At 69.7% G+C, this 25284-nt stretch carries 24 protein-coding genes and 1 pseudogene; 8 read left to right on the forward strand and 17 right to left on the reverse strand.

All coding sequences use genetic code 11. The annotated features are described in order from the left end of the window. Complete coding sequence (locus ACFYXH_RS14530; protein WP_389562556.1) at positions 1-594, reverse strand: TetR/AcrR family transcriptional regulator; 594 nt, start codon at positions 592-594, stop codon at positions 1-3. Beyond that, entirely contained in the window at positions 591-2102 is a 1512-nt protein-coding gene (locus ACFYXH_RS14535) for a 3-hydroxyacyl-CoA dehydrogenase (protein ID WP_389562998.1), read from the reverse strand. Before ACFYXH_RS14535 ends, ACFYXH_RS14530 begins: the two co-directional genes overlap by 4 nt. Positions 2103-2243: 141 nt before the next feature. Between ACFYXH_RS14535 and paaN the strand changes: the two genes are divergently transcribed. After that, positions 2244-3905, forward strand: a complete 1662-nt coding sequence (gene paaN / locus ACFYXH_RS14540) for a phenylacetic acid degradation protein PaaN (RefSeq protein ID WP_389562558.1) — start codon at positions 2244-2246, stop codon at positions 3903-3905. A gap of 91 nt (positions 3906-3996) precedes the next feature. On the opposite strand, the gene ACFYXH_RS14545 is transcribed toward paaN, so the two are convergent. Genes ACFYXH_RS14545 through ACFYXH_RS14555 form a run of 3 tightly spaced genes read right to left on the reverse strand, consistent with a single transcriptional unit; the run spans position 3997 to position 6745 of the window. After that, on the reverse strand, positions 3997-4674 hold the full coding sequence (locus ACFYXH_RS14545) for a TrmH family RNA methyltransferase (protein ID WP_389562560.1): 678 nt from the start codon (positions 4672-4674) through the stop codon (positions 3997-3999). After that, positions 4671-5867, reverse strand: coding sequence for an HTTM domain-containing protein (locus ACFYXH_RS14550; RefSeq protein WP_389562562.1), 1197 nt, complete (start codon positions 5865-5867; stop codon positions 4671-4673). Before ACFYXH_RS14550 ends, ACFYXH_RS14545 begins: the two co-directional genes overlap by 4 nt. After that, on the reverse strand, positions 5864-6745 hold the full coding sequence (locus tag ACFYXH_RS14555) for a DUF5819 family protein (RefSeq protein WP_389562564.1): 882 nt from the start codon (positions 6743-6745) through the stop codon (positions 5864-5866). The genes ACFYXH_RS14550 and ACFYXH_RS14555 overlap by 4 nt, the downstream gene beginning before the upstream one ends. 113 nt (positions 6746-6858) lie before the next feature. Here ACFYXH_RS14555 and paaA point away from each other — a divergent pair, with 113 nt between their 5' ends. From paaA to ACFYXH_RS14585, 6 genes are all read left to right on the forward strand, one after another. Beyond that, a complete protein-coding gene (gene paaA / locus ACFYXH_RS14560) occupies positions 6859-7824 on the forward strand; it encodes a 1,2-phenylacetyl-CoA epoxidase subunit PaaA (RefSeq protein ID WP_389562566.1) in 966 nt (321 codons plus the stop codon). Further along, entirely contained in the window at positions 7821-8111 is a 291-nt protein-coding gene (gene paaB, locus ACFYXH_RS14565) for a 1,2-phenylacetyl-CoA epoxidase subunit PaaB (RefSeq protein WP_326651202.1), read from the forward strand. The genes paaA and paaB overlap by 4 nt, the downstream gene beginning before the upstream one ends. After that, positions 8108-8824, forward strand: a complete 717-nt coding sequence (paaC, locus tag ACFYXH_RS14570) for a 1,2-phenylacetyl-CoA epoxidase subunit PaaC (RefSeq protein WP_389562569.1) — start codon at positions 8108-8110, stop codon at positions 8822-8824. The genes paaB and paaC overlap by 4 nt, the downstream gene beginning before the upstream one ends. An 80-nt stretch (positions 8825-8904) precedes the next feature. After that, positions 8905-9399: a 1,2-phenylacetyl-CoA epoxidase subunit PaaD gene (gene paaD / locus ACFYXH_RS14575; RefSeq protein WP_389563000.1), complete on the forward strand. Its 495-nt coding sequence runs from the start codon at positions 8905-8907 to the stop codon at positions 9397-9399. After that, positions 9400-10455, forward strand: a complete 1056-nt coding sequence (locus ACFYXH_RS14580) for a 2Fe-2S iron-sulfur cluster-binding protein (protein ID WP_327324849.1) — start codon at positions 9400-9402, stop codon at positions 10453-10455. 167 nt (positions 10456-10622) lie between these two features. Continuing rightward, positions 10623-11780, forward strand: a complete 1158-nt coding sequence (locus ACFYXH_RS14585) for an acyl-CoA dehydrogenase family protein (protein WP_389563002.1) — start codon at positions 10623-10625, stop codon at positions 11778-11780. 28 nt (positions 11781-11808) lie between these two features. Here ACFYXH_RS14585 and ACFYXH_RS14590 read toward each other — a convergent pair whose 3' ends face one another. The 4 genes from ACFYXH_RS14590 to ACFYXH_RS14605 form a co-directional block, all read right to left on the reverse strand. Beyond that, the gene (locus ACFYXH_RS14590; RefSeq protein ID WP_389562571.1) at positions 11809-12153 is read right to left on the reverse strand and encodes a rhodanese-like domain-containing protein; all 345 of its coding nucleotides are present in this window, start codon (positions 12151-12153) and stop codon (positions 11809-11811) included. A 65-nt stretch (positions 12154-12218) separates the two neighbouring features. After that, the gene (locus tag ACFYXH_RS14595; RefSeq protein ID WP_389562573.1) at positions 12219-13052 is read right to left on the reverse strand and encodes a J domain-containing protein; all 834 of its coding nucleotides are present in this window, start codon (positions 13050-13052) and stop codon (positions 12219-12221) included. Positions 13053-13085: 33 nt separating this feature from the next. Further along, the gene (locus ACFYXH_RS14600) at positions 13086-14561 is read right to left on the reverse strand and encodes a DUF2252 domain-containing protein (protein ID WP_389562574.1); all 1476 of its coding nucleotides are present in this window, start codon (positions 14559-14561) and stop codon (positions 13086-13088) included. A gap of 117 nt (positions 14562-14678) precedes the next feature. Beyond that, positions 14679-15029 carry a winged helix-turn-helix transcriptional regulator gene (locus ACFYXH_RS14605; RefSeq protein WP_389563004.1) on the reverse strand — a complete coding sequence of 117 codons (351 nt, stop codon included), beginning with the start codon at positions 15027-15029 and terminating at the stop codon, positions 14679-14681. Positions 15030-15151: 122 nt separating this feature from the next. On the opposite strand from ACFYXH_RS14605, the gene ACFYXH_RS14610 reads away from it, so the two are divergent. Beyond that, complete coding sequence (locus ACFYXH_RS14610; RefSeq protein ID WP_389563005.1) at positions 15152-15766, forward strand: FMN-dependent NADH-azoreductase; 615 nt, start codon at positions 15152-15154, stop codon at positions 15764-15766. Between the two features lie 204 nt (positions 15767-15970). On the opposite strand, the gene ACFYXH_RS14615 is transcribed toward ACFYXH_RS14610, so the two are convergent. The 8 genes and pseudogenes from ACFYXH_RS14615 to ACFYXH_RS14650 form a co-directional block, all read right to left on the reverse strand. Beyond that, positions 15971-16630, reverse strand: coding sequence for a response regulator transcription factor (locus ACFYXH_RS14615; RefSeq protein WP_327328406.1), 660 nt, complete (start codon positions 16628-16630; stop codon positions 15971-15973). 36 nt (positions 16631-16666) lie between these two features. Beyond that, positions 16667-18361, reverse strand: coding sequence for a sensor histidine kinase (locus ACFYXH_RS14620; RefSeq protein ID WP_389562576.1), 1695 nt, complete (start codon positions 18359-18361; stop codon positions 16667-16669). A 126-nt stretch (positions 18362-18487) separates the two neighbouring features. After that, the gene (locus ACFYXH_RS14625) at positions 18488-20476 is read right to left on the reverse strand and encodes an APC family permease (RefSeq protein ID WP_389563007.1); all 1989 of its coding nucleotides are present in this window, start codon (positions 20474-20476) and stop codon (positions 18488-18490) included. Positions 20477-20706: 230 nt separating this feature from the next. Beyond that, on the reverse strand, positions 20707-21693 hold the full coding sequence (locus ACFYXH_RS14630) for a D-cysteine desulfhydrase family protein (RefSeq protein WP_389562578.1): 987 nt from the start codon (positions 21691-21693) through the stop codon (positions 20707-20709). A 32-nt stretch (positions 21694-21725) separates the two neighbouring features. Further along, a complete protein-coding gene (locus ACFYXH_RS14635; RefSeq protein ID WP_389562580.1) occupies positions 21726-21947 on the reverse strand; it encodes a hypothetical protein in 222 nt (73 codons plus the stop codon). Next, positions 21944-22114, reverse strand: coding sequence for a hypothetical protein (locus tag ACFYXH_RS14640; protein WP_389563031.1), 171 nt, complete (start codon positions 22112-22114; stop codon positions 21944-21946). Before ACFYXH_RS14640 ends, ACFYXH_RS14635 begins: the two co-directional genes overlap by 4 nt. Positions 22115-22120: 6 nt before the next feature. Beyond that, positions 22121-22204, reverse strand: a pseudogene (locus ACFYXH_RS14645) (hypothetical protein); the annotation flags it as partial. Then, entirely contained in the window at positions 22201-25149 is a 2949-nt protein-coding gene (locus tag ACFYXH_RS14650) for an ATP-binding protein (RefSeq protein WP_389562581.1), read from the reverse strand. The gene ACFYXH_RS14650 and the pseudogene ACFYXH_RS14645, both read right to left, overlap by 4 nt. Positions 25150-25284 lie beyond the last annotated feature (135 nt).

Consider the following 25284-nt stretch of genomic DNA (forward strand, 5'->3'; position numbering starts at 1 on the left):
CTAGAAGCCCGTCCGCAGCCCGTCGAAGGCCAGTCGCACGACCGCCTCGGCGACCTGATCGCCGTCGTAGCCGCCACCCGCATGCGGCCGGTACCACTCCACCAGGGAGTTCACCATGCCGAAGAGCAGCCGGGTCGCCAGCCGGATGTCCATGTCCGCGCGGAGATCACCGTCCGCCGCGGCAGCCTTGAGCAGATCGGCAACCCGCTGGTCGAACTCGCGGCGCCGCTCCATCGCCCACCGCTCGGTCTTTGTGTTGCCCCGTACGCGCAGCAGCAGCGTCACATAGGGCAGCTCGGCCATCAGCACCTCCACGGTGCGCCGGGTCACATACTCGACCCGCTCGATGGCCCGTCCCCGTACGGCGCCCGGCTCGTCAAGGATCGCGAAGAGCGAGTCGAGCGCCCGGCTGACCGCACGGCGCAGCAGCTCCTCCTTGCCCGCGACATGGTGGTAGATCGAGGACTTGGAGATGCCGGCCGCCTTGGAGAGGTGCTCCATGGACGTGCCGTCGTACCCGCGCTCGTTGAAGATCCGGACGGCGACGGTCAGCAGCGTCTCGGGGGTGTACGTATCGCGCTTGGCGGTGGTCATGAGGCGTCCTCCTGTGAGGTCTCGTAGGACCACTGATGGAGCGCGAGGGACCGGGCGTAGCGTCCGGTCGGGACGCTCTCATGAAGGTTGCCGAGCAGTTCCCACGCCCAGTCACGTCCGAGTCTTTCGTTCCATTCGACCGGCCCAAGGGGGTAGCTGACCCCGAGGCGCATCGCCGTGTCGATGTCCTCCCTGGTCGCGACCCCCTTGGCGACCGCGTCCAGCGCCAGGTCGCCGAGCATCGCGACGGTACGGGCGACGATCATGCCCGGTATGTCACCGATGACGCTGACCTGTTTGCCGAGCGCCTGGAAGAGGCCGGTCGCCTGTTTGAGTGTTTGCTCCTCGACGCTGTCGGCGGCGGACAGGGCGATCCGGGTCGCGGACCGGTAGTCGAGTGCCAGATCGAAGTAGACGACATCGCGGAATTCGGCGGACGTCTGGCCGTCGGCGAGGACCAGCTGGCCTCCGCTGGGCAGGACCAGCCGCGTTCCCTTGTCGTCGTCCTCGTGCCGCACCGTGATGCCCGCTTCCCTGATCATCGCGATCAGCTCCCCGGCGGGCCCCAGATCACCCTCGACCACGACGGACTCGGGGGCGTCCGCCGGCTCCGCGGTGTGCGGCGCGGGCTTCGTCGCCTCTTTCGCGTGCGAGAACCAGCCGTGGCCGGACTTCCGGCCCAGGCGGCGCGACTCGACAAGACGGCGCTGCGCGAGGGAAGGGAGGAACTTGGGGCTGTGGAAGAAGGACTCCCAGACGGAACGTGTGACGGCCTCGTTGACGTCCTGGCCGATCAGATCGGTGAGCTCGAAGGGGCCCATTCTGAAGCCGCCGGACTCTCTGAGCACCGCGTCGATGGTGGCCGGATCGGCGCCCTGCTCCTCGTACACCGCGAAGGCTTCCGCGTAGAAGGGGCGGGCGACGCGGTTGACGATGAAACCGGGGGTGTCGGCACAGCGCACCGGAGTCTTGCCCCAGGCCGCTGCCGTCGCCCACGCGCGCGTGGCCGCCTCCTCGTCGGTCGCATGGCCGCTGACGACCTCGACGAGGGGGAGCAGGGGCGCCGGATTGAAGAAGTGCAGTCCGACGAAGCGGCCGGGGCGCTCCAGAGCGCCCGCGACGGCCGTGACAGAGAGCGAGGAGGTGTTGGTGGCGAGCAGGCAGTCGTCCGCGACGATCTTCTCCAGCGCCGTGAACAGCTCCTGCTTGACCGCGAGTTGCTCGAGGACCGCCTCGACGACGAGCGCCGCGTCGGCGAGCTCGTCAAGATCGGCGGCCGGCAGCAGCCGCCCGCGGGCGGCGTCGCGCTCGACGGCGTCCATCCGGCCCTTCTCGACCAGTCGGTCGAGGCGCGCGCCGATGGCTTCCGCGGCCTGGCCCGCCCGCCCGGGAACGGCGTCGTAGAGACGTACGGGATGGCCGGCGACAAGGGCGACCTGGGCAATGCCCTGCCCCATGGTGCCGGTGCCGACGACGGCGACGGTACGGCTCTCGTCGATGGCGTCGATGGGCTCGATGGCGGTCATGGGAGTGATCCTCCCCGATGAGTTGTCCACAGGTTTGACAGGCCCCCTTGTACCGACCGATCGTTCGGTTACTCTAACTCTGTCATTCCTTCCCTGCCCAGCTCGACGAGGAGTTGGTCCTTCATGCAGCTGACCGAGACCCACCGGCCCACGCTCGACCAGGCCCTCGAAGCGATCCGCACCCGCGCGTACTGGTCCCCGCATCCCGAGCACCCCAAGGCGTACGGCGACAGCGCGCCGGCCGACGGGCTCGCGGCCTTCGAGGCCCTGCGCGGCTCCCGCTTCGAGCTGGACCAGCCGGGCACGGACGACTGGACGGGCGGCGAAGTCTCGCCGTACGGACCGGAGTTGGGCATCGAGTATCCGCACCCGGACCTGGATGTACTGCTGCCCGCGATGCGCGCGGGCATGGGCGCCTGGCGCGAGGCCGGCCCCGAGATGCGGGCTCTGGTCTGCGTGGAGATCCTGTCCCGCATCAGCGCCCGCACCCATGAATTCGCGCACGCGGTGATGCACACCAGCGGTCAGGCCTTCATGATGGCCTTCCAGGCGGGCGGCCCGCACGCCCAGGACCGCGGCCTGGAGGCCGTCGCATACGCCTACGCCGAGCAGACCCGCACGCCGGCCGCCGCCGAGTGGTCCAAGCCGCAGGGCAAGCGCGACCCCCTGGAGCTGCGGAAGACCTTCACCACCGCGGGTCGCGGCATCTCCCTGCTGATCGGCTGCAACACGTTCCCGACGTGGAACGGCTACCCGGGGCTGTTCGCCTCCCTGGCCACCGGCAACCCTGTCCTGGTCAAGCCGCACCCCCGCGCGGTGCTGCCGCTCGCGCTCACGGTGCGCGTGGCCCGCGAGGTGCTCTCCGAAGCGGGGTTCGATCCGAACCTGGTCTGCCTGGCCGCCGAGCGTCCGGGCGAGGGGATCGCCAAGACCCTCGCGGTACGCCCCGAGATCAAGATCATTGACTACACGGGGTCGACCGGGTTCGGCGACTGGCTGGAGGCCAATGCCCGCCAGGCGCAGGTCTACACCGAGAAGGCCGGCGTCAACACCGTCGTCATCGACTCCACCGACAACTACAAGGGGATGCTCTCCAACCTGGCCTTCTCGCTGTCGCTGTACAGCGGCCAGATGTGCACCACCCCGCAGAACCTCCTCATCCCGAGGGACGGCATCACGACGGACGTCGGACCCAAGTCGTACGACGAGGTGGTCGCCGATATCGCGGCCTCGGTGGGCGGTCTGCTCGGCGACGACGCCCGGGCGAACGCCCTGCTGGGTGCGCTGGTCAACCCTGATGTGAAGGGGCGCCTGGAGGCGGCCTCCGGACTGGGCGAAGTGGCTCTGCCCTCACGGAAGATCGCCAACCCCGAGTTCCCGGATGCCGTCGTCCGTACGCCGGTCGTGGTCAAGCTCGACGGCGCCAAGCCAGACGCCGAATCGGTGTATCTGTCGGAGTGCTTCGGCCCGGTGTCGTTCGCGGTTGCCGTGGACTCGACGGCGGACGCGCTGGAGCTGCTGCGGCGCACGGTCCGTGACAAGGGCGCGATGACGGTCGGCGCGTACACCACCTCGGCGGAGACGGAGCGCGCGATCGAGGACATCTGCCTGGAGGAGTCGGCTCAGCTCTCGCTGAATCTGACGGGCGGGGTGTACGTCAACCAGACCGCGGCGTTCTCCGACTTCCACGGCTCGGGCGGCAACCCGGCGGCGAACGCGGCACTGTGTGACGGAGCTTTCGTCTCGAACCGATTCCGTGTGGTGGAGGTCCGCCGCCAGGCGTGACGACGGGCGTAACGGCGGGCGTGACGGCAGGACAGGCGGTGACCCGTTGGACGGGTACGGGTCACCGCCTCGCCTCCGCTCACACATGCCCCTACGGTGACGGGATCTTCGCGTACCGCTGCACCCACGCATGCATCGCGATCGCCGCCGCCGCGCCCGCGTTGATCGAGCGGGTCGAGCCGAACTGCGCGATCGAGCACACCATCGCCGCGTGCTTGCGCGCCTCCTCCGTCAGCCCGGGCCCCTCCTGTCCGAAGAGCAGCACACACCGCCGTGGCAGCTCGGTCCGCTCCAGCGGCACCGACCCCGGCAGATTGTCGATCCCGATGATCGGCAGACCCTTGGCCGCCGCCCAGGCGGTCAGCGACTCGGTGTCCGGGTGGTGCCGCACGTGCTGGTACCGGTCGGTGACCATGGCCCCGCGCCGGTTCCAGCGTCGCCGGCCGACGATGTGGATCTCCTTCGCCAGGAAAGCGTTGGCGGTACGCACCACAGAACCGATGTTGAAGTCGTGACCCCAGTTCTCCACGGCCACATGGAAGTCGTGCCGGCGTGTGTCCAGGTCGGCGACGATTGCCTCGCGCGTCCAGTACCGGTACTCGTCGACAACGTTGCGCCGGTCGCCCTCGGCCAGTAGCTCGGGGTCATACCGCGCGTCCTGCGGCCACGGCCTCGGGTGCGGCCCGACGCCGACCTCGTCCGGGACGCTCTGCTTGCCCGGGAAGAAGGCGGCCTCGTCGTACTGAATCGGTTCTTCGGTGGTACTCACCCAACGAGCGTACGGGGCTGCTCCTGGCTTCCCTGCCGCTGCCGCGGCGCCACGTCCACCCGAGAGAACAGCCGGTCCCGCCCCCGCACGGCCCGGCCGCCGAGCCAGACCAGGAAGGCGGTCGGCAGGAAGACCGCGTCGGCGGCGATCATCGCGAGCGAGAAGAACGGCAGTCCGAGCAGCACGGCGATCGCGGCGTGCTCCATCATCATGGCCGCCAGCAGGACGTTCTTGACGCGCCGGTTGAAGAGCGTGAAGGGGAAGGCGACCTGCACGATGACCGTGCCGTACGTCAGCACCATCACCATCACGCCGCTGGAGCCCAGGAGGTCGGACAGGGCCGGCCACGGCGTGAAGTAGTCCAGCTTGAGCGGGTAGTAGAGCGCGGTGCCGTCCTGCCAGCGCGAGCCCTGGATCTTGTACCAGCCGGCCGTCGCATAGATCAGACAGACCTCGGCCATGATCACGACGAGCGCGGCGTTGTGCGCAAGGTTGGCGAGAACATCCAGCAGGGTTCGCGGCTCGCTGGACGAGGCGTACCGGCTCACCATCCACCAGAGCCCCTGCACCACCCATAGTCCCCAGAGAAGCAGCAGTACCAAGGAGCCGGTCTGGTTCAGGAAGGTGGCGACGACCAGGCCGAATCCCAGCACCACCCAGAGCGCGGGGCCGACCCGGTCGCGGGGCGGCAGGCCCGGGACGGCCGCCGCTGCTGCCCGGACGGCTCGGCGTGCGTCCAGGGACCAGACCTGTCCGCAGCGCGTCAGGACAAGATAGATCGCCATCAGGTGGATGACGTTGTCGCCGCCGTCACCCATGAAGATGGAGCGGTTCTGCAGTGACAGTACGCCGATCATGAAGAGCACGGACATGGTGCGGGTACGCCAGCCGAGCATCAGCAGCACGCTGGACAGCACAGCGACGCCGTACACGATCTCGAACCAGAGGGTGTTGTCCGACCACATGAGCGCGGTGAAGGCTTCATTGCCCGCGATGAGCTGCCGCGACATCTCCCAGCTCCACGGACCATTGGGCCCGTACATCTCATGGCGGTTGGGCAATTCGCGCAGGAGGAAGAGCAGCCAGCCGGCGGCGAAGCCGATCCGTATGGTCGCGCTCTGGTACGGACCGAGGGCGGTGGAGGTGACGCGCTGGACGGTGCGGGCGAGCCGGCCGTCGACGGTTTTGTTCACGTGCCCGCCTCCGTACGACCGTTACGGACTCCGCCGGGGAGATCCGCGGCAGTCACCGTCCACCAGGGCAGGACCCGATGGGCGGGGCGGGTGTCTATCTTCTCGTCGCTCCACTCCGGGGCCTTGACCGAGCGGGTGGAGGACCTGAGCTGGATCCGCTCGACGGGGCCGCCCAGATCATGCGCATCCAGTCGCTGCATCACGATGCGGCGGACGTAGCTCTCGGAGAGCTGGCCGCGCAGACCGTTGGGGCGGTTCTCGCTGTCGTGCGAATTGACGTAGAAGTCCCAGGCCCGGCGCAGCTCGTTCTGCTGGACATGGCTGGGGAGGAGGTTGCCGCGGATCGCCTCGCCGTCCTCGGCGGTGAGGTCGATCCAGTCGCTGCTCCTGCGGCTGCCGTCGGAAACGGTGACCTCGGCTCTGACCTGCACGGCGACGTTCTGCTGGAGCGGATTGGGGGCGAAGAGCTTCCAGTTCTGCTCGAACTCGGGATAGACCCAGCCGTCGACCGCCTCGCCGTACTGCTTGGTCACGGTGTTGGAAGGGGCGACATGCAGAAACACCATGACCAGGTGGACGCAGGCGAGGGCGCCGATGATCGCGAGCGAGACGGCGGCGGCCACCTGGTAGGGGAGGGAGAGCGCCGCCATGCCACTCGTGGGGGCGGGCTCGGGCTCGGACTGGAGCCGGGACTCGAACTGGGGCTGGGACTCGGACCGAGGTTGCGGCCCGGGCCCGGGCTCGGGCTCGGACTCCGGCTCCGGCTCGGACTCAGTCAGGGATTCGGGCTGGTCAGCGGGCTCGGGAGCGTCTCCGGACGGCGGCCCGGAGCTCAGGCTTCTGGCGCGTTTGACGTCCTCGTCCTCGTAGGAGTCCATCCCGCCCCGATCTCCATCGGTCCACCTCAGTTATCCACAGGGTTGACACCCTACGGGCCGTCGACTCACCATTGAAGCCAATGAACCGAACGATCGGTCGGTAGGGGGCCCGGATGACGGCAGTGACTGCGGATACGTACGAGGCGGTTTTTGACGCCGCCGTGGCCGCCGACGAGCGCATCGAGCCACGCGACTGGATGCCGGACGCGTACCGGGCCACGCTGGTGCGCCAGATGGCGCAGCACGCCCACTCCGAGATCATCGGAATGCAGCCCGAGGCGAACTGGATCACCCGGGCGCCCTCGCTTCGCCGCAAGGCGATCCTGATGGCCAAGGTGCAGGACGAAGCGGGCCACGGGCTGTACCTGTACAGCGCCGCCGAGACCCTGGGCACGAGCCGCGAGGAGCTGCTCGACAAGCTCCACGCCGGCCGCCAGAGATACTCCTCGATCTTCAACTACCCCACGCTGACCTGGGCCGATGTCGGCGCGATCGGGTGGCTGGTGGACGGCGCGGCGATCACCAACCAGGTGCCGCTCTGCCGCTGCTCCTACGGCCCGTACGCCCGCGCCATGGTCCGGATCTGCAAGGAGGAGTCCTTCCACCAGCGGCAGGGGTACGAGCTGCTGCTCACCCTCTCCCGCGGGACGCCCGCGCAGCACGAGATGGCGCAGGACGCGGTGGACCGCTGGTGGTGGCCGTCGCTGATGATGTTCGGCCCGCCGGACGACGAGTCGGCGCATTCGACGCAGTCCATGGCGTGGAAGATCAAGCGGCATTCCAACGACGAGCTGCGCCAGCGCTTCGTCGACATCTGCGTCCCGCAGGCCGAAGCCCTGGGCCTCACCCTCCCCGACCCCGATCTGCGGTGGAACGAGGAGCGGGGACACCACGACTTCGGCGCGATCGACTGGGCCGAGTTCCAGGAAGTCCTCAAGGGCAACGGGCCCTGCAACGAACAGCGGATCACCCAGCGCCGCCAGGCGCACGAAGAGGGCACCTGGGTTCGGGACGCGGCCGCGGCGTACGCCACGAAGCACCAAGCACAGCACGTGAAGCCCGGGGAGGCGACGGCATGAGCAGCTCGACCGACTGGCCGCTGTGGGAGGTCTTTGTCCGCTCACGCAGGGGGCTGTCCCACACCCACGCGGGAAGCCTGCACGCCCCGGACGCGGAGATGGCCCTGCGCAACGCCCGCGATCTCTACACCCGGCGGAACGAAGGCGTCTCGATCTGGGTGGTGCCGTCCACGGAGATCACGGCCTCCTCGCCGGACGAGAAGGACTCGTTCTTCGAGCCGGCCGGCGACAAGCCCTACCGGCACCCGACCTTCTACGAGATCCCGGAAGGGGTGAAGCACCTGTGACCACGACGGTGAATGCCGCGGCACTCGCTCTCGGCGACGACGCGCTGGTGCTCTCGCACCGGCTGGGGGAGTGGGCGGGCCATGCGCCCGTGCTGGAGGAGGAGGTCGCCCTCGCCAATATCGCGCTGGACCTGCTGGGCCAGGCGCGGGTGCTGCTCTCCCTCGTCGGGGACGAGGACGAGCTGGCGTATCTGCGCGAGGAGCGGGCCTTCCGCAATCTCCAGCTGGTCGAGCAGCCGAACGGCGACTTCGCACACACCATCGCCCGCCAGCTCTACTTCTCCGTCTACCAGCGCCTGCTGTACGGACGGCTGGCGACCGGGGACAGTGAGTTCGCCGGGCTCGCGGCGAAGGCGGTCAAGGAGGTCGCGTACCACCAGGACCACGCCGAGCACTGGACCGAGCGGCTCGGTGACGGCACCGACGAGAGCCATGAGCGGATGCAGCAGGCGTGCGACGCGCTGTGGCGGTTCACCGGCGAGATGTTCCAGCCGGTCGACGGGCTGGACATCGGCTGGCAGTCGTTGCAGGACAGCTGGCTCGAGACCGTCACCGCGGTCCTGGAGCGCGCGACACTGACCGTGCCCGACGGGCCGCGGTCCGGCGGATGGTCGGCGGGCGCCGGACGGCAGGGTCTGCACACCGAGTCCTTCGGGCGGATGCTTGCCGAGATGCAGCATCTGCACCGCAGCCATCCGGGGGCGTCATGGTGACCGAGATGACCGCAGCTGAGACCGGGACCGCGACAGGGGCCACAACCGCAACCTCGACCGGGACCACAACCAGGACCCCGATCGGGACCGATACGCGGCTCGAGGCCGAGCTGCTCAGGCTCGCCGGCTCCGTGCCCGACCCGGAGCTGCCGGTGCTGACACTGGAGGAGCTCGGCGTGCTCCGCGGAGTCCAGATCCTCGGACCCGGCAGGGTAGAGGTCGAGCTGACCCCCACGTACACCGGCTGCCCGGCGATCGAGGCCATGACCTCGGACATCGAGCAGGTGCTGCACAGCCACGGGATACCGGATGTTTCGGTGATCAAGGTCCTCTCCCCGGCCTGGTCCACGGATGACATCAGCGCGGAAGGACGGCGCAAGCTCGCCGAGTTCGGAATAGCCCCACCCCGCTCACACGCGGCGGAGGGACCGGTGCCGCTCACTCTCTCCGTGCGCTGCCCGCACTGCGGATCGACTGACACCGAGCTGCTGAGCAGGTTCTCCTCCACCGCCTGCAAGGCACTGCGCCGCTGTGTCGCCTGCCGCGAACCCTTCGACCACTTCAAGGAGTTGTAGATGTTCCATCCGCTCCGGGTCAGCGAGGTCGAACAGCTCACGGACGACTCGGTCGCTGTCACGCTCCAGGTGCCGCCCGAGCTGCGGGAGACCTTCCGCCACACCCCCGGTCAGCATCTCGCTCTGCGCAGGCTTGTGCAGGGCCAGGAGATCCGTCGTACGTACTCCATCTGCGCTCCGGCCGCCCCGGCCGGCAGCGATCCGGTACTGCGCGTGGGCATCCGGCTGGTCGACGGCGGCGAGTTCTCGACGTATGCGCTCAAGGAGCTCGTCGTGGGCGACACCGTCGAGGTGATGCCCCCGATGGGCCGGTTCCTCCTCGCGCCGCGTCCCGGGCACTTCGCCGCGGTCGTCGGCGGCAGCGGCATCACCCCGGTGCTGTCGATGGCGGCGACGCTGCTGGCGCGGGAGCCGGAGGCGCGGTTCTGTCTGATACGAAGCGACCGCACCGCGGCGTCCACGATGTTCCTGGATGAGGTCGCCGATCTGAAGGACCGCTTCCCGGACCGCTTTCAGCTGGTCACTGTGCTCTCCCGGGAGGAACAGCAGTCAGGTCTGCCGTCCGGACGGCTGGACCAGGAGCGGCTGACCGGGCTGCTGCCGGCCCTGCTTCCGGTGGCGGACGTGGACGGCTGGTTCCTGTGCGGCCCATTCGGCCTGGTCCAGGGCGCCGAGCGCGCGCTGCGCGGGCTCGGCGTGGACCGGAGCCGTATCCACGAGGAGATCTTCCATGTCGACGACGGCTCGGCGCCCGCTCCGGCGTCGGTGACCGCCCCGGCCCGCGCCTCACTCACCGCCACCCTCGACGGCCGGTCCGGCAAGTGGCCGGTACAGGAAGGCGAATCGCTGCTGGAGACAGTGCTGCGCAGCCGCTCGGACGCGCCGTACGCGTGCAAGGGAGGGGTCTGCGGCACTTGCCGAGCCTTCCTGGTTTCGGGCGAGGTGCGCATGGACCGCAATTTCGCGCTGGAGCCGGAGGAGACCGACGCAGGCTATGTACTGGCCTGCCAGTCCCATCCGGCCACACCGGAAGTGGAGTTGGACTTCGACCGCTGACGACGACCGACAACCACTGAGCCTCTGACCTCGCTGTCGTTCACTTTGAGGCCCTGTCCTTTTCCGGGCTGTCCTTTCCGGGCTGTTTTCTTTTTCAAGAACGTGTTCTATCTTGACGGTCCGTCAGGTAGGGATTCGGGCAGCGCCGGTGCATGGGAGGACAGGCAGTGGACTTCACCTTCACCGAGGAGCAGCAGGCGGCCGTCGAGGCGGCCAAGGCGGTCTTCTCGGGCGTCGCGCCGGACGGAGTGCCGAGCCCCGCCCTCACTCCGGGCGCGGTGGCCGAGGAGTTCGACAGGCCTCTGTGGGCCAGGCTCGCGGACACCGATCTGCTGAGTCTGGTTCTGTCGCCGGAACACGGCGGGGCCGGCCTGGACCCCATAGCGCTCTGCCTGGTGCTGCGGGAGTCCGCGAAGGTGCTGGCACGGGTGCCGTTGCTGGAGACGAGCGCGGTCGCCATGGCCGTAGAGCGTTACGGCAGGGCGGAGTTGAGCGACGAGATACTCCCCCGGATCGGCCGCGGCGAGCTGGTGCTCACCGTCGGCGCCAACGGCCGCACCGGCCATGACCCCGCCGAGCTCGCCGTCACCGCACGCCCGGACAGCGAGCACAGGGACGGCTGGGTCCTCGACGGCGTGCAGACAGGCGTGCCCTGGGCGCAGTCCGCGGACCGGATCGCTGTGCCGGCACACACCGATGAGGGCCATGCCGTGCTCGCCCTGGTCCCCCGGGACCGGGAAGGCCTCGCTCTCGCCGAGCAGATCTCCACAAGCGGCGAGCGCTTTGCCGAGGTCAGCCTGGACTTCGTGCGGATCGACAGCAGCGAACTGATCGACGCCGAAGGCGCCTGGGAATGGCTGCGCCAGCTCCTCGCCACCGGGACCTGCGCACTCGCGCTCGGACTCGGCGAGGGCGTGCTCTCCATGACGAGTGCATACACCGGCAAGCGCGAGCAGTTCGGCTTCCCGGTCGCGACGTTCCAGGCCGTCGCCGTCCAGGCAGCCGACCGCTATATAGATCTCCGCTCGATGGAAGCGACCCTCTGGCAGGCGGCCTGGAGATTGGCCCCGTCGCCCCATGGCCCGGGGGTCGGCGGCCCGCTGCCTGTGGCCGGCGATGTCGCGGTGGCGAAGATCTGGGCCTCGGAGGGCGTACGCCGTGTCGTCCAGACCGCACAGCATCTGCACGGCGGCTTCGGCGCGGACACCGACTATCCACTGCACCGCTACCACGCATGGGCCAAGCAGCTCGAGCTCTCACTCGGTCCGGCCGCGGCGCATGAGGAGGCCCTCGGCGACCTGCTGGCCGCCCACCCCCTCGGCTAGCGGCTCACCGGCGTACGAGCTGGGAATCTCAGAGGACGGAAGCCGGGCCGCCGTTGTCGGTGACCATCGGGCGCCCGGCGCCCTCCCAGGCGAGCATGCCGCCGTCGATGTTCACGGCGTCAATGCCCTGCTGCACCAGATACTGCGTGACCTGCGCGGACCGGCCGCCGACGCGGCACATCACATACGCCCGGCGGCCGTCGGCAACCACCTCGGTCACTTCACCGAAGCGGGCCACGAAGTCGCTCATCGGGACGTGCAGCGCGCCTTCGACGTGCCCGGCCGCCCACTCGTCGTCCTCCCGGACGTCCAGCACCAGTCCGCCGGACGGTACCGCCGCGACGTCCACCGAGGGCAGCGGGGCGAAATTCATGGGTCATGCCTTCTCTCGTACGTACGCTGCAGGGTCCTGAGGCTTTCTGGAAAGCCTCAGGCAACCTACTCCACCAGTCCGGACAGTTCCGCCACACGCTCGGCGACCTGTGCCAGCAGCTGCTCGGCGATCTCCTCCAGCAGCCGGTCCGGGTCGTCCGGCGCCATCCGCAGCATGGCGCCGATCGCGCTCTCTTCCAGCTCCTGGGCGACCGCGGTCAGCAGCTCCTTGCGCTGCGACAGCCACTCGAGCCGGGCGTAGAGCTCCTCACTCTCGCTGAGTTGCTGCTCCGGAGGCACGGGCCCGGCCGCCCACTCCTCGGCCAGCTCCTTCAGCATCGCCGCGTCCCCGAGCGCGTATGCGGCGTTCACCCGCGTGATGAACTCATCACGCCGCGCCCGCTCCGTCTCGTCCTGGGCCAGATCCGGATGCGCCTTGCGCGCCAGCTCGCGGTAGAGCTTGCGTGCCTCCTCGCTCGGCCGCACCCGCTTCGGCGCCCGTACGGGCTGATCGTTCAGCATCGCGGCAGCCTCGGGGGACAGGCCGTCGGAATCCATCCAGTCGTGGAAGAGCTCGTCGACACCGGGCATGGGCATCACCATGGCCCGCGCCTCCTGCGCCTTGCGCAGATCCTCCGGGTCGCCGGTGGCGGCGGCCCGGGCCTCCGCGATCTGGGCGTCCAGCTCGTCCAGGCGCGCATACATCGGACCGAGCCTCTGGTGATGCAGTCGGGAGAAGTTCTCCACCTCCACCCGGAACGTCTCCAGTGCGATCTCGAACTCGATCAGCGCCTGCTCGGCCGCGCGCACCGCTTTCGCCAGCCGGGCCTCGGGCCGCGTCTGCGCGTCCTGCTCTTCGTCGTTCCGGGTCGTCGGCCCCCCGGGTGCATCCTGGGTCACCCGTCCAGCCTACGGGCGCAGCGGAGCACCCCGTCACACCCCCAGCTCAGCGGCTATCCGACCGTTCTTGACCGCCGCCAGAAGCTCCTCGTGGTCCGCTTCCGTACGGTCCGCGTAGGTCATGGCGAAGCCGGCCACCGCCTCGTCGAACTCCTCGTTCTTGCCGCAGTACCCGGCGATCAGCCGCGGGTCGGCGCTGTGCGCATGCGCCCTGGCGAGCAGCGCGCCGGTCATCCGCCCGTAGTCGTCGACCTGGTCCGGCGCGATCGCCGCCGGGTCCACACTGCCCTTGCGGTTCCTGAACTGCCGTACCTGGAACGGCCGTCCGTCCACCGTCGTCCAGCCCAGCAGGATGTCGCTGACCACCTGCATCCGCTTCTGGCCGAGCACCACCCGGCGCCCCTCGTGCTCCACATCCGCGACCGCGAACCCGGCGGCCGGCAGATAGGGCAGCAGTGCCGAGGCCCGCGCCTCCTTCACCTGGAGCACCAGCGCCTCTCCCCGGTGGTCGAGCAGCAGCACCACATACGACCTGGTGCCGACGCTCCCGGTCCCCACCACCCGGAAGGCCACGTCATGAACCGTGTAGCGCGCGAGCAGCGGCTGCCGGTCCTCCGACACGGTGGCCAGGTACTCCTCGAGTGCGGAGGCAACAGCCGCCGCCTCCGCGTCCGGCACCCGCCTCAGCACCGGTGGCGCGTCCACGAAGCGCCGTCCGCCGTCGCCGCACTCCTCCGTCGCTTTGGCGGCGAAGCGCGCACTCGTGTTGTTACGGGCCTTCGCCGAGACCCGCTCCAGGGTGCCGAGCAGATCCCGCGCGTCCGTGTGGGAAACGAGCTCCTCGTCGGCGATGGCGTTCCATGCGTCGAGCGCCGGCAGCTTTGCCAGCAGCCGCATGGTGCGCCGGTACGCGCCCACAGCGTCGAACGCGGCCGCCCGGCAGACGGTTTCGTCCGCACCCGCCACACGCCCTGCCAGCACCAGTGAGACCGCGAGCCGCTTGAGGTCCCACTCCCACGGGCCGACGACGGTCTCGTCGAAGTCGTTCAGGTCCATGACGAGGCGGCCGCGCGCGTCGCCGTACAGCCCGAAGTTCGCCGCGTGCGCATCACCGCAGATCTGCGCGCTCACCCCGGTGACCGGCGTGCCCACCAGGTCATGGGCCATCAGCCCGGCCGAGCCGCGCAGAAAGGCGAAGGGCGTGGCGGCCATCCGGCCCACCCGTATCGGTGTGAGCTCCGGCACCCGGCCCCGGCTGGACTCCTCGACGGCCTGGATCGCGCCGGGCCGCTCCACGGCCAGCACCAGCGAGTCGTGCGAGGACCGCGGGATCCGGTCCCGCAGCACCTTGCCCTTCTCCTTCGGCGACTGCACAGCACCTGGAGCGCCGGCCGTCCCCGCCGCCGTACGCCGCGCAAAGCCGGCCACCGTCGGAATGCGCCCGCCATCGGCCCCAACACCGCCCGACTCCGGTTGCTGCACCGGCGTCACCGCCTCAGCCTCGCTCATGAAGCGCTGCCTCCCCCGTAGTCGTACGACATCAACATCAACTGCCAAAGACCGTACCGCTGCCGGCCGACAACCGTCTCCCCCTGTGGACAACGTGGGGAGCAGCTCCGATCGCGCTCAGCAGCCGTTCTCGCCGGGGTGCCCCAGATGCGTCTCCGCCCACAGCGCCAGCTCCTTGAGCGCGGGCTCCATCGCAGCCCCGGCCTCGGTCAGCCGGTACGCGACCCTCAGCGGTGGCCCTTCGTCGACCTCCCGCACAACCAGCCCCGCCGCCCCCAGCTCGGTCAGCCGGTCCGAGAGCATGCGCTCGCTGATGCCCGGAATAGCCCGCCTCAGCTCCGCGAAGTGCACCGCGTGCTGCATCAGCACCGAGACGATCGGCCCGGTCCAGCGCTTGCCGAGCAGCTCGAAGACGCGGGTGATGCCCCCGTCGACCTTCTTGCACGCTTCCTCGCTGTGTTCAGCCATGCCCCGTTCAGCCATAACCCCAGAGTACTGCGCCAGCACAAGGGACTTACAAAAAATAAGTGACTATGCTATCCATAGGTGCATACGGAATTTCAGTGACACGCACCCCCCTGGAGCACCTCATGGCCACGCTGCTGCATCTCGACTCTGCCGTCTTCCCTCAGGGCTCGGCCTCCCGCGACACCACCGCAGCCTTCGTCCAGGCCTGGCAGGAGCAGCACCCCGACGGCAAGGTCGTCTACCGCGACCTCGCCGCCGCCCCCGTGCCCCACCTGGACTTCGCCGCCGCCTCAGCGGGCGTCGACGACGCACTGCGCGCCGAGCTCGCCGCCGAGCTCAACGCGGCAGACGCCGTTCTGATCGGCGCACCGATGTACAACTTCACGATCCCGTCGACCCTCAAGGCATGGCTGGACCAGGTGATCGTCGTCGGTCACAACGCGGGCGTCCCCGACGGCCCGGTGGCCGGCACCCCGGTGACCATCGTCGCCAGCCGCGGCGGCTCATACGCCCCCGGTACCCCGCGCGAGGACTTCGAGTTCGTCCAGAACTACCTGGAGAAGGTGTTCACCGGCATGCTCGGTGCCGAGGTCGACTTCATCGTCCCCGAACTGACGATGGCTCGCTCCAGGCCGGAGATGGCCGAGCTCATCCCGCTCGCCGACGCCTCCCGCACCAAGGCACTGGACGAGGCCGCCCAGAAGGGCAAGGAACTGGCCGCGCGCCTCGCCGCCTGATCGCGCAGACCGAGCACGCGCGCCCGCGGGGGATGGACGGATACACCTCCGCGGGCGTTTCGCGTGAAGCAGCGAACACGCATGTTCCACGTGAAACGTCGTTCACGATCGCCCGATCGGCATCCGGCGATGAGCATCCGGCAATCAGCGTCCCCTGATCAGCCTCCCCGGCTCACCGCCCCGTACCGCGTCGCGAACCAGTACTCATAGCCCCGCGTCGCGCGCCAGCAGCGCCGCCTGCACCCGGTTCTCGCACTCCAGCTTCGCCAGGATCCGGCTCACGTACGTCTTCACCGTGGCCTCGCTCATATGCAGCCGCCGACCGGCGTCCGCGTTGGACAGTCCCTCCCCGAGCAGCGCCAGCACCTCCCGCTCACGCCCGCTCAGCCCTGCCACCCGCGCCCGTGCCTCCTCACCGCGCGCCGCCGCCCGCCCCGAGGCCAGCTGGTCCACCACATGCCGGGTCGCGCCGGGGGAGAGATAGGCATCGCCCGCAGCCGCCGCCCGTACCGCTCGGATCAGTTCCGCGGGCGCCGTGTCCTTCAGCAGAAAACCCGCGCCCCCGCACTCCAGCGCCCGCAGTACGTTCTCCCGCTCACCGAAGGTCGTCAGTACGATCACCCGTGCCGCGGGGAGAGCCCTGCGCAGCTCCCCCAGCGCGGTGAGCCCGTCCATCACCGGCATCTGAATGTCGAGCAGCACCACATCGGCGCTGTGCGAACGGGCCAGATCGATCGCCTCACGGCCGTTCGCCGCCTCCGCCACGACCTCGATCCCGCGGTCCGAGGTGAGGATCATCCGGATCCCGGCCCTGATCAGCGGCTCGTCATCAGCGACGACGACCCGTATCGGCGACCCCGTCACATCCACCCCCACTTCCACCCCTGCGCCTCGCCCCGCCTACCGGCTGACCTCGTAGGTCTTCTTCTCGATCAGCTTGCCGCCCTTGAAGCAGAACCGGAACACCGGCTCGGTGTCGAAGTTGTCCCCCACCTCCGAGGACATCAGCACCAGGCACTCAGAGCCCGCCGGCTCCTTCGGACCCGACCCGGCCAGCCCGGTCGTCGCGATCGTGTCCCCGCTCGGCAGCTGGTCGCGGACCTCGTCCTCGTCCGCCCCGATCTGCACTCGCTCGTACTCTTCCGGGTCGATCATCCCGTTGTTTGCCGCCCCCACCAGGAAGAACAGCCCGAAGATACCGGCAACCACCAGCACCAGCAGGGCCGCCAGCGCGATTCCGCACCCCAGCGCGATTCCGCCGCCCCTGCTCCGGTCGCGGCCGGCCATCGCCAGCTCCCGCTCGGAGACACTCCAGTCCATGACCGGAGCACCGTTCCCGAGAGCGGCCTTCGGCGACTGCTGGCGGAAGTCGTCCTCCGCGGCAACGAACGGCGCCGCCTCCACCACCCCGTACGGCAGCACCCCCGCCACCCGGAAACCCCCGCCGTGAGCCGGCCCCGCATGCACCATGCCGCCGACCAGCCGCGCCCGCTCACGCAGCCCGGTCAGCCCCTGCCCGCCGCTGACCACCTCGCCCGGCGCCACGCCCCCAGCCGCCCCATTGATGATCTCGACGACGAACGAGTCCGGCTCATACCGCAGCTCGACACCGATCGGCGCGCCGGGAGAGTGCTTGTACGCATTGGTCAGCGCCTCCTGCGCAATGCGGTACGCCGCGTGGTCGGCCGCCGCGGCGAGCGGCCGCACCTCGCCCGTACGCCGCAGCTCCACCGTGTTCCCCGCCACCCGCGCCGCCTCGACGAGCCCATCGATCCCGGCCGTCCCGCGCGCGGACCGCCCCGACTCGTCCACCGGCGGGGGCCCTTCGACCCCGTCCCGCAGAATTCCGACGACCTCACGCAGCTCGTGCATCGCGGTCACCGAGGCGCCCCGCAGCACCCCGACCGCCTCCCGCTGCCGCAGCGTCAGCTCGGGGTCCACCTCCAGCGCCCCGGTGTGCACGGATATCAGCGCCAGCTGGTGCCCGAGGCTGTCGTGCATGTCCTGCGCGATCCGCTGCCGCTCACGCAGCCGCGCCTGCCCCGCCACCATCGCGTGCTCACGCAGCAGCTGGGCATTGCGCTCCTGCAGCGCATGCAGCAGGGTCCTGCGCTGCGTCCAGTACCGGCTGGCCAGACCCGGTACGACCGTCGTCGCCAGGAAGTACAGGGTGGTGAACAGCACGAGGCTCATCGGTGGCTGCTGCGACCAGGAGTCCAGGAGGACGATGGCGTCAAAGAGGACGTACGCGATGGTGAACGCCGCCAGCGTCCGTCCGGCGCCCACGATCCTGCGACCCGCCGACCACCCCACGACCATCAGCAGGGGGGCGAAGCCGCTCAGCAGCGACGCCAGCGCACTCGTCACCACCAGCACCGGCGCGGGCATCCGCCGCCGCAGCAGCGACAGCACCGCGGCCGCCACTCCCACGGCGAGCAGCCGCAGTCCCTCGCTGCCCAGCAGTTCCTCGGTCCCTGCCGCCATGAGGCCGAGCACCAGCGCGAGCACCGCCTCGCCGGCGGTCCGCCGCCGCGACCACAACTCGGGCGCCGCCAGCCACTGCCAACCGGCCCGGAACTTCGATGACGCGTCCACGCCCGAACCCTAAGCAGCGAACCCCGCCGTCCACGGCCTACTTTCGTCGCACGCGGCAGCGACGAACGTCGCTCAGCCGATGCCTGCCCGGTTGCTGGTGCGGCTCGGTTACTGATGCCTGCCCGGTTACTGATGTGCGCTGACGTCTTCGCTCTCGGGGGGCTTGGTGGGTTCTCCGCGGCGGACCGAGCCAGGAGCACGGGCGGCCGGGTGGTCGGCGTGCGCGGAGGAGGTGAGCTGCCAGGGAACGCTGGTGACCATGACTCCGGGGGTGAAGAGCAGCCGGCTCTTGAGCCACAGTGCGGACTGGTTGTGCAGCAGGGCCTCCCACCAGCGGCCGACGACGTACTCGGGGATGAAGACCGCGACGACGTCCCGCGGGCTGTCGCGCCGGATGGAACGGACGTACTCCACGACCGACCGCGTGATCTCTCGGTACGGGGAGTCGAGGACCTTGAGCGGCACCGGGATTTCGTAGTCCTCCCACTGGCGTTGGAGCGCGTTGGCCTGCTCGCGGTCGACCGCGACGGTGAGTGCTTCCAGGTGGTCCGGCCTGAAGGCGCGGGCGTAGGCCAGTGCCCGCAGGGTGGGCTTGTGGATGGTGGAGACCAGCACGATGGCCACCACGCGGGAGGGCGGCTTCATCTCACTGCGCGGGTCGGTGACCGCCAGTTCGGCCGCGATGGCGTCGTAGTGACGTCGGATGCCCCGCATCATCACGAACAGGACGATCGCGGCGAGCACCGCCAGCCAGGCGCCCTGGGTGAACTTGGTGGCCAGCACGATGACCAGGACCAGGCAGGTGATGACCGCGCCGGTGGCGTTGATGATCCTGGCCATCTGGTGCCGACGGCGCGTGGCGGGGTCGGGCTCGGTGCGCAGTTCACGGTTCCAGTGCCGGACCATGCCGGTCTGGGAGAGCGTGAAGGAGGTGAACACGCCCAGGATGTAGAGGTGGATGAGGCTGGTGACATTCGCCTTGTACGCCCACAGCAGCAGACCGGCCACAATCGCCAGGGCCAGGATTCCGTTGGAGAAGGCGAGCCGGTCGCCGCGGTTGTGCAACTGGCGCGGCAGATAGCGGTGCTGGGCGAGGATCGAGGCGAGCAGCGGGAAGCCGTTGAAGGCGGTGTTCGCGGCGAGGATCAGGACCAGGGCGGTGGCTGCCTGGATGAAGTAGAAGCCGACGCTGTTCTCACCGCCGAAGACGGAGGCCGCGAGCTGGGCGATGACGGTGCGCTGGGTGTACGAGGAGCAGTCGCCGGTCAGACCGGTGAGCCGGCAGGCATCGTCGGTGATGTGCACCTTGGCGACGATGGCGAGGGTGGTGACGCCGACGAACATGGTGATGGCGATGATGCCCATCGCGGCCAGGGTGGCCGCCGCGTTGTGTGACTTGGGCTTGCGGAACGCCGGCACACCGTTGGAGATCGCCTCCACACCGGTCAGTGCCGTACAGCCGCTGGAGAACGCGCGCAGGACGAGCATCACCAGGGCCAGTCCCGCCAGGTTCGCGTCCCCGGGCTCCGGCTTGATGCCGTACGCGGCGCTCTCGGCCACCGGTGCGTCGCCGAGCAGGTAGCGGAGCAGGCCGGTGCCGACCATGATCAGCACGCCGCCGATGAACAGATACGTCGGAGCGGCGAACGCCTGGCCGGATTCGCGCACCCCGCGCAGGTTCATCGCGGTCAGGGCGGCGACGAAGATGAGCGCCATCAGTACCCGATGGTCGACCAGGGCGGGCACGGCCGAGATGATGTTGTCGACCCCGGAGGCGACCGAGACGGCCACGGTCATCACGTAGTCGACCAGCAGCGAGGCGGCGACCACCAGGCCGGCGGAGGGGCCCAGGTTCGTCGAGGCGACTTCGTACGATCCGCCGCCGCTCGGATAGGCGTGCACGACCTGGCGGTAGGAGAGCACCACCACCGTCATCAGCGCGACGACCGCGGCCGCGATCCACGGCGTGAAATGCAGATAGGCCAGCCCGCCGAGGGTGAGCACCAGCAGGATCTCCTGGGTGGCATAAGCCACCGAGGACAGCGGGTCGGAAGCGAAGATCGGCAGGGCGAGGCGCTTGGGCAGCAGCGTCCCGCCCAGCTCCTCACTGCGCATGGCCCGGCCGATGACCAGCCGCTTGAGAATCCCTGTCACGTTGAACACGGCGCGAGCGTAAGCCGCGCCACCTGCTCAACAGCACGACTCCGATAGGGGGACAGGCATCAAGAACTCGTTAGGATTCCCTACCACTGCGTACATATGGCGCAATTGATCCCACGGCGACCGCCCGGGGCAGGGAGTCGCGGGCGACCGGCCGTCAATGCCTTGCGAGAAGCCCGGGAGAACTAGCCTCCGACGGTGAGTGCGGCTTCCGCCTGCGTGAGCGTCGCCGGGTGGCCGAAGAGTCCGGGCAGGCCGCCCGAGTGCAGAAGGATCGTGCGCTGTCCAGGAACGATGTCGCCGTCTTCGGTCGCTGCGATCAGGCCGGCCATCGCGCGTCCGGTGTAGATCGGATCGAGCACGATGCCTTCGGTGCGTGCGGCCAGCGTCATCGCGGCCATGACCCGCTCGGTCAAAACACCGTAACCGTCGCCGACCTGGTCGAGCCGGAGCCTGAGTTCCTCCGGCGCGCGGTGCATGCCGGACAGGCCGGAGGCCAGTTCGGACACGGTCCGGGCAGGGTCGGTTACGGCACCGCAGTGGACGCCGAGGACGCGCGCGGGACCCAGCACGTCGACCAGGCCGGCCATGGTGCCACCGGAGCCGACCGCGACGACCACGGTCGCCAAGTCGGGAGCTTGGGTGAGGAGTTCGCGTCCGCATTCAACGTACCCGCGCGCACCGAGCACGCTCGAACCACCGAAGGGGATGAGCGCGGGGACAGCGCCGCGCCGTCGCAACTGCTCCGCCACCTGCTGGGCGGCGGAGCGGAGAGCCGCGGCGTCGACGGCACCGGCCCACACAACCGTGGCGCCGAAGAGCCCGTCGAGGGCAAGGTTGCCGGAGGCCGACGAGCCGGGTGAGCCTGCGAGCACGAGTACGACGTCGAGCCCCAGCCGGGCGCCGGCTGCCGCGGTCAGCCGCGCGTGGTTGCTCTGCGGCGCGCCGGTGGTCACAAGGGTCGTCGCGCCGTCGGCCAGTGCCGCGCCGCAGAGCCACTCAAGTTTGCGGATCTTGTTTCCGCCGCCGCCCAGGCCGGTGAGGTCGTCGCGTTTGATCGACAGGTCGTCCGGGTTGAGGCCGAGTGCACCGGCCAGCCGCGGCATGGGTTCGAGCGGGGTCGGCCACGTGCCGAGCGTGGCCCGTTGCGGGGTTCGGCTGTCGGAGGTCATCGTCACCAACCTTTTCCGCGATGCTCCTGGGCTCACACCGGTGCGGAACGGGTGAGGAGTGAGAAGGCGTGCTCGGCGCTGCGCCCGAGGGTTTCCCGGTCGTGCCCGGCGTTGGCCGACTCGAGAAGTCCCTCTTCATCTTCACCGTACGTTCTCAGGTCGGTGCAGCGAGGCGCCCGCCCGCTGAGCGCCAGCACGTCTACCGGGTTGGACAGTGCCGTGGCTGCGACCACTGCCCAACCCGGAGTCTTCACGTCAGCCGTTCGAGTTCGGGGTGCTCATGCTCGCAGGCGTTGTCGATGCCGTACGTGCCCCAGGCGGGGAACGGGTCTTCCGCAGGGATCGCTTCGTCATCCCCGCAGAGGCGAGCGGTGAGCGCGGCGTTCAGGGCACTTGCCTGCAACCCGGTGCCGATGAACACGAGCTCCTGGCCCTGTGCGCAATCCGCCTCGCGGACACCGGAGGGCTCGAAGCGGGCGATGGCACCTGCCTGTGACCACAGGCCCGTCACGTTGGGGCGGCCGACGAGCCATGCGGTGTCGGCGACGGACCCCGCTGCATCCCGATCAGCCTCGGCAGTCCCGCCTGATCGGAGCCGACCTTGCGATAGATGTCCGACAGCAGCCGGGTCACCATCTGGTCCTGGGCACCCAGTGCCTCGGCGATGCGGGCGTTCGACCACCCGCGAGCGGCCCATTCGGCCACTGTCCGCTCCTGCGCGGTGAGCGACTCCGTGGCTGCGGTGCGCAGCTGGAGCGGCCACAGACCGGCTGCGTCCAGCTCCTCGCGGGCCCGCGCCGCGAGGGCGTCGGCCCCGCCCTGCACGGCGCCTTCCAGTCCACGGTGAAGTTGCTCGGCGGCGCCCTGCGGCAGCCCGGCACGGCGCAGTGCGACGCCGTGGTCCACCAGCGCACACGCCAGTTCGTAGCCGGAAGGGGAGCGCTCGAGGTGTACGACAGCCTCGGCCAGTAGGGTGACCCGCTCCGCACCGTGGGTCACCGACGCCATGGCACGCAACGCCTGCCCGATGGCGGACTGGGTACCGAATCGGCAAGCCCTGCGAACACCTTCGGAGGCGAGCTCGAGAGCCCGTTCCGGGTCGGAAGCTTCCAGCGCCTGGGCCAGGTGGAGCTGCCAGGGGCACCAGGCGGGGTTGCGCATGCCGCGCGGTTCGAGCCGCTCGCCGACCCGGACGAGCTGCTGCTCAGCTTCCCGCCGCATGCCCAAGGCGAGCAGCAGCTCGCTGTAGACGGTCTGGGAGTCCGGGTACACCACGGCGCTGGGCACGACCTCGCCGTAGCTGTACGTGGTGGCGAGTTCTTGGGCGTCCCGGGTGCGGCCGCGGGCGAGCAGGATCTCGATGAGGATGCCGATGGCGAAGTACTGTGCGGGCACCTGGCGCCCGACCCTGTCCGCGATCCGCAGTCCGGCGCGGACCAGGGTCTCGGCCTCGTCAAGGCGTCCGCGACGATGGCGGATATAGCCCAGAAGCGTGTAACCGAACGAGAGATGGGCGCCGCGCCAGCCCTTGCTCTCGCATTCTGCGATGCCCCTGTTGAAGAGTTCCTCCGCTCGTCCGGGCTGGTCGCAGTACATGAAGGTGAGAGCGACCAGGACCGGGACCTCGAAACCCCACTGCTCGTCGGTCCACTTGAGGCCCTCGCCGAGGGCTTCTTCCGCGTAGTGGAGCGCGGTGGCCGCAGGCTCGCCGCGCACCATGGCGTCCCAGGCGCGCAGCCCCAGGATGTACCGCTCGGCTGTGCCCCGGCCGGTGAGGTGCTCGGCGAGCCGGGCCAGCCTGCGCGAGCGGGCGGGCGAGTCCTGTTCGTCGGCCCGGAAGGCGTTCCACATGAACTGCTCCGCCTGCATGCGCAGCCGCGTTCTTGTGTCGGTGGCCCCCCGGGCAGCTTCGGCAACCGTCACGGCGGCCTCGGCCATCCGGTCCGAGTGGCCGAGGGCCTGTGCCAGCCGGTAGACGATTGCCTCGCGCAGTGCCGGGTCCAGGACGGGCTCGTCCAGTGCGGCCCGCAGATGGTTGACCGTGGTCGCGGGTTCGGTCAGCAGGGCGGAGCAGCCGAGTTCGAACAGGAGGTCGGCCCGCTCCTCCAGGGCGGGTGGCTCGCGGAGCGCCCGGGCGAGGCAGCGCCGGGCGGCCTCGGGAGCACCTGCCCTGAGGTACTCGCGGGCGGCTTCGCGGAGCTGTCGCACGGCCCAAGGGTCGCTCTCGGGGTGCATCTCCAGCAGGTGCCGGGCAGCTGTGCTGGCGCCGAGGCCCGCACTCGACACGATCGCGGCGGCCTGGCCGTGCATGGCGACACGGAACGCCGCGGGAATCGCCCGGTAGACGGCGGTGGCGACCAGCGGGTGGAAGAACTCCAGACGGTCGTCTTCGGCGGCGTCCGGAGCCGCGTCGGCGAGGATGCGGGCCTCGCGCAGCCGGGCGACGGCGTCGGCGGACTCGGCCTCGCCCAGTCCCCCGACGCTCGCGGCCAGGCTCCGGGATGCCTCGGAGCCCAGCACGGCGGCACTCCAGGCGAACCGGACGGCGGAGGTGCCGAGGCGCTCCAGCCGCTCGACGAGTCCGCCGCCCTTCACCGCGGAGGCGAGCTCCCGCAATTCGGGAACGTGTACGAGCTGCGGCTTCAGCCCGCGATCGGCGACCTTGGCGACCAGTTCGACGGTCTCGAAAGGGTTCCCTCCGGTGACCGCCCAGGTCTCACGGCAGAACGCCTCATCGGCTTCCTCACCCAGAGTTTCCCGGACGATGCGGCTGACCCCGCCGGGGGTGAGCGGAATGAGGTCGAAGGGGCGCGATCCAAGGCGTTCGGCCAGCCTGCCGAACGCCACCGCATCGACGGGGAGTTCATCGGAGCGGTAGGCCACGACGAGTAGCATCGGGAGTTCGGTGACCCGCGGCGCGAAGCCGGTGAGCCAGGCCAGCGACTCGGCGTCGGCCCAGTGGGCGTCGTCCAGCATGACCACCAGCGGCGCGTGCTGCACGGCGAAGCGGGTGGCGATCCAGTCCAGGCCGTCCCGCACCCCCTGCGGATCGGGGGAGACGTTGCCGTTCCCCGCCACCAAACCCACAGCAGGGGCGACGATGTCGTACCAACTGCCCAGCATCTTGCGGTGTTCCTTCTCGGAACCTGCCGCAAGTACGGGCTGGACGAGCTGGCGTACGACATGGAATGCCACGCCCTGCTCCTGCTCTCCTCCACAGGCGAAGAGCACCGTGCAGCCGCGGGCCACGGCCCTCCTGCGCACCTCGGTGAGGAGTGTGGTCTTGCCGAGTCCGGCCGGCCCGGCGAAGGCCACTAAGCCACCCGTGCAGGGTGCGACCGGCCCGGTGAACGACGCGCCCAGGTCGGTCAACAGGGCATCCAGTGCCGCGAGTTCCGCGTCACGTTCCAGTAGCAGTCGGCGCGGTCGCCCCGGCCGGTCTCCCGTGTAGGCCACATCCGTTCCTTCGGCCGCGTGTCGGTCCCCGAGTATGCGAAGCGTACGCCCGCCGAGACGTTCCGTAGTCCTCAGCGGAGGTCTTGCCCGCGGAGACGAATGGATTCTGGTAATACCGGCAACCGCACGGCGGTT

It is taken from the genome of Streptomyces sp. NPDC002730, from assembly GCF_042888805.1.
Lineage (GTDB): Bacteria > Actinomycetota > Actinomycetes > Streptomycetales > Streptomycetaceae > Streptomyces.

Bases quoted from the DNA above. Each gene is read 5' to 3' on its own strand.
- ACFYXH_RS14530 (WP_389562556.1), bottom strand. From the start codon at position 594: ATGACCACCGCCAAGCGCGATACGTACACCCCCGAGACGCTGCTGACC.
- paaN (WP_389562558.1), top strand. From the start codon at position 2,244: ATGCAGCTGACCGAGACCCACCGGCCCACGCTCGACCAGGCCCTCGAA.
- ACFYXH_RS14555 (WP_389562564.1), bottom strand. From the start codon at position 6,745: ATGGACTCCTACGAGGACGAGGACGTCAAACGCGCCAGAAGCCTGAGC.
- paaA (WP_389562566.1), top strand. From the start codon at position 6,859: ATGACGGCAGTGACTGCGGATACGTACGAGGCGGTTTTTGACGCCGCC.
- paaB (WP_326651202.1), top strand. From the start codon at position 7,821: ATGAGCAGCTCGACCGACTGGCCGCTGTGGGAGGTCTTTGTCCGCTCA.
- ACFYXH_RS14580 (WP_327324849.1), top strand. From the start codon at position 9,400: ATGTTCCATCCGCTCCGGGTCAGCGAGGTCGAACAGCTCACGGACGAC.
- ACFYXH_RS14590 (WP_389562571.1), bottom strand. From the start codon at position 12,153: ATGAATTTCGCCCCGCTGCCCTCGGTGGACGTCGCGGCGGTACCGTCC.
- ACFYXH_RS14600 (WP_389562574.1), bottom strand. From the start codon at position 14,561: ATGAGCGAGGCTGAGGCGGTGACGCCGGTGCAGCAACCGGAGTCGGGC.
- ACFYXH_RS14605 (WP_389563004.1), bottom strand. From the start codon at position 15,029: ATGGCTGAACACAGCGAGGAAGCGTGCAAGAAGGTCGACGGGGGCATC.
- ACFYXH_RS14610 (WP_389563005.1), top strand. From the start codon at position 15,152: ATGGCCACGCTGCTGCATCTCGACTCTGCCGTCTTCCCTCAGGGCTCG.
- ACFYXH_RS14625 (WP_389563007.1), bottom strand. From the start codon at position 20,476: ATGCGCAGTGAGGAGCTGGGCGGGACGCTGCTGCCCAAGCGCCTCGCC.
- ACFYXH_RS14630 (WP_389562578.1), bottom strand. From the start codon at position 21,693: ATGACCTCCGACAGCCGAACCCCGCAACGGGCCACGCTCGGCACGTGG.